Source organism: Blautia sp. MCC270 (assembly GCF_018785605.1).
GTDB classification, from domain to species: domain Bacteria; phylum Bacillota; class Clostridia; order Lachnospirales; family Lachnospiraceae; genus Blautia_A; species Blautia_A fusiformis.
The window spans coordinates 1-3,708 of record NZ_WQQD01000036.1 but is presented as its reverse complement, the minus strand read 5'-3'; the positions used below and the strand labels follow the sequence as shown (position 1 = coordinate 3,708).

Annotated in this window: 3 protein-coding genes; 2 read left to right on the top strand and 1 reads right to left on the bottom strand. The window is 45.4% G+C overall.

Features of this window, described 5'->3' with window-relative positions; genetic code table 11:
• Positions 1-209 precede the first annotated feature (209 nt).
• The gene (locus GPK58_RS10175; protein WP_252195794.1) at positions 210-545 is read left to right on the top strand and encodes a helix-turn-helix domain-containing protein; all 336 of its coding nucleotides are present in this window, start codon (positions 210-212) and stop codon (positions 543-545) included.
• A gap of 117 nt (positions 546-662) precedes the next feature.
• A complete protein-coding gene (locus GPK58_RS10170) occupies positions 663-1,844 on the top strand; it encodes an Ig-like domain-containing protein (RefSeq protein WP_215638602.1) in 1,182 nt (393 codons plus the stop codon).
• A gap of 87 nt (positions 1,845-1,931) precedes the next feature.
• Here the strand turns inward: GPK58_RS10170 and uvrB are convergent.
• On the bottom strand, positions 1,932-3,708 hold a 1,777-nt coding region (gene uvrB, locus GPK58_RS10165; RefSeq protein ID WP_215638601.1), incomplete at its 5' end, for an excinuclease ABC subunit UvrB.

Genomic DNA, 3,708 nt, shown 5'->3' with positions numbered 1-3,708 from the left:
TACTACATGGTATTTACAGGAATAGACGACATTGTTGTTTGATTTATATGTTGTGTTCATATTTATATTATACTATGGTTCATTAGTTAATACAATTACTATTTTGTCCATCTTCAATTACTTGCATAAATGAGTTTCATAATACGGAAGAGCTATGTCAATGGCTGAAGGATCTGTGCCATCTTTTATGTCGGAAGCTTGATTCCTCCATGAATGATTATCACCAGAAGCTCTGCGAACTGGTGATTTACTATATCAACGAACACTACACTGACAATACGCTCTGCCTCAATGATATTGCTGCCTCTGCCAATGTAAGCCCTGCTTATTTAAGTGCTCTTTTCAAAAAAAATCAGGGAATCAGTCTCAGTGACTTTATCACATCTCAGCGAATTTCCGCAGCCGCCCGTTACCTGACTACGACTACTATGAGTCTGAAGGAGATCAGCCTGAAATGTGGTTATGCCAATCAATATTATTTCAGCACCAGCTTCAAAAAGAAAATGGGGATCACACCTTCCGCCTATCGGGAACAGCATACATAACTTCTTCTCTTCTTTATAACAAAGTTACTGACACAAATGCCAGTGCCCTTCTCCGGAATTTTACTTATAATCAATCAATAAAGAGAACCATCATATTTTTTCGAAGGAGGGATCGCTATGAAAAAATGGAAAAAAATCCTGATATCTCTGATAACAGTCTTTGTACTGGCCATTCTTCCGGCAGAATCGGCAATTCTGCCTGGCACAGTCTGTGTTACAGAGGCCGCTCCCAGGATCAGTTCTTCCAAGCTTACCATGATCAAGGGGCAGAGCAGAACACTGAAGATCACCGGTCTCAAAAAAGGGCAGAAAATCACCTGGAAGAGCAGCAATTCCAAGATCGTCGCTGTAAACAAAGCAGGCAAGCTTCAGGCAAAGGCTAAAGGCTCTGCCACCATTACAGGAACCGTTTCCAAAAGGAAATACACCTGCAAAGTCACTGTACAGGCCCCGAAGCTGAACAAAACCTCAGTAACTCTGAAAACCGGTCAGACATACCAGCTGAAGCTTAGTGGTACCAATCAGAAGATTACCTGGAAGAGCAGCAATTCCAAAATCGTCACTGTAAACAAAACAGGCAAGCTTTTTGCAAAATCTGCAGGAAATGCTACAATTACTGCTCAGGTAAACGGAATACGCTTTGTCTGCAAGGTCAAGATACAGAAAAAAGCTGCTCCGGCAAAACCAACCCCTACTGCTGCTCCGGCAAAACCAACCCCTACCGTAGCTCCGAAGCCCGGCATAAAATTAAAAAGCCACATACTGAGCAAAGGCAAAAAGGCCAGTGATGGAAGCGTAAAAATTGAGCTTAACACACACGATGAATCAAAAAAAATCGATATGGATTTAGGCGGTTTGGGTTCGTCATCTTCTTCTATGCAGGTTTCCGTAGATGAATATCGAAGTATCACATACATTCCAAAAAACAACAGTTTTAAATTCTATTTCCGGTTTTCCAGCCATGATGATTTAAAAAGTGATATTACTTTGACTTTCCCGATGAATTCTACTGCGGCTTCTTTAAACTTTTATTTTTACATGAGCATACTTCCTGATGATGAATCCGGTACACTGATCGCCACTATGAGCAGCTCCGCTCCGCTTTCTGCCATCAGGAATGAATCCTCTAATTTATCCTTCCACTTCCAGAAGCTTACAGATCCTTATGAAATCCTGACACAAAAAGATGCTTCCGAGCTTGCCAACGACACTCTGGATATGGCTGTTCCATATTGGACTGATCTTCTCAAGGGCTCCGGCATCACCCTGCGCTCCCTGGGCTTTTCAACTACAAAATAAGCTTTTCCCAAAAACAAATCGAGCATACCCGACAACCCCCCCTGGCTATTACAGCCAGGGGGGTTGTACTGTCAGCTGCTTTGCAGCCTATTCCGTTAATTCTTCCAGATTCTTTTTTAATTCGAGCATCTTGTCTCTCAGCTCAGCAGCCTGCTCGAAATTCAGGTCTGCTGCCGCAGCACGCATCTGCTTCTCTACCTGAGCGATCACCTTCGTCAGTTCTTTTCGGTTCATGGATTCCGGATCCTTTTTAAGCTTCACTTCTGTCTCTGCCACCTTCTTCGAAACAGCGATCAGATCACGGACCGCCTTCTTGATCGTGGTTGGAGTGATGCCATGCTCCCTGTTGTAAGCCTCCTGTATCGCTCTCCTTCTTTCTGTCTCCGAGATTGCTTTTTCCATGGATTCTGTCATATTATCTGCATACATGATCACATGGCCTTCGCTGTTCCGGGCAGCACGGCCGATAGTCTGTACCAGGGATGTTTCCGAACGAAGGAAGCCTTCCTTATCTGCATCCAGGATCGCTACCAGCGTGATCTCCGGAATATCCAGTCCTTCTCGCAGAAGGTTGATCCCGACTAGCACATCAAACACATCCAGGCGCATATCGCGGATGATTTCCGCACGTTCCAGAGTGTCAATGTCTGAATGAAGGTATCGGACACGGATTCCCAGATCCTTCATATAATCGGTAAGGTCCTCTGCCATACGTTTGGTCAGGGTCGTGATCAGGACTTTATTTTTCTTTTCAATTTCCTTATTTACTTCTGCTACAAGATCATCGATCTGTCCTTCGATCGGACGCACCTCCACCTTCGGATCAAGAAGCCCTGTAGGACGGATGATCTGCTCTGCGCGGAGAAGCTCATGGTCATATTCATATTCTCCCGGTGTCGCAGATACAAACATTACCTGGTCAAGCTTGTTCTCGAATTCATCAAAGCTCAATGGACGGTTATCCTTGGCAGATGGAAGTCGGAAGCCGTAATCCACCAGTGTCTGTTTACGGCTCTGATCACCGGCATACATACCGCCAACCTGGGGAACTGTCTTATGGGACTCATCTATAATAAGTAAAAAATCATCTCCGAAGTAATCCATCAGTGTATACGGTGGCTGCCCCGGTGCAAGCCCTGTCAGGTGCCTGGAGTAGTTCTCGATCCCGGAGCAGAATCCCGTTTCCTTCATCATTTCCACATCAAAGTTGGTACGCTCCGCAATTCTCTGAGCCTCGATCAGCTTATCCTCACTTTTAAAGTATTCCACCTGCTGCTTCATCTCTTCCAGGATGGCATCCGCAGCACGGCGGATCTGCTCCTGAGGCACAACGTAATGAGATGCAGGGAAAATCGCTGCATGGCTTTCCACACTTTTGATTTCTCCGGTAAGCACATCGATATCTGTGATCCGCTCGATCTCATCTCCAAAAAATTCCACCCGCACTGCCCGGTCTGTAGAATTCGCCGGAAAAATCTCCAGCACATCGCCACGCACCCGGAATGTTCCTCGGTGGAAATCCATCTCATTTCTTGTGTACTGGATATCGATCAGCTGTTTGATAACCTCATCACGGTCCTTCTCCATTCCAGGGCGAAGAGAGATCATCATATCAAAAAACTCCTGAGGTGCACCTAAGCCATAGATACAGGATACCGACGAAACCACGATCACATCCTTGCGCTCACATAAGGCTGCTGTGGCGGAGAGACGGAGCTTATCGATCTCATCGTTAGTGGATGCGTCCTTAGCGATATAGGTATCTGTGGACGGGACATACGCCTCCGGCTGATAGTAATCGTAGTAGGAGACAAAATATTCCACTGCGTTCTCAGGAAAAAATTCTTTCATCTCGCCGTAAAGC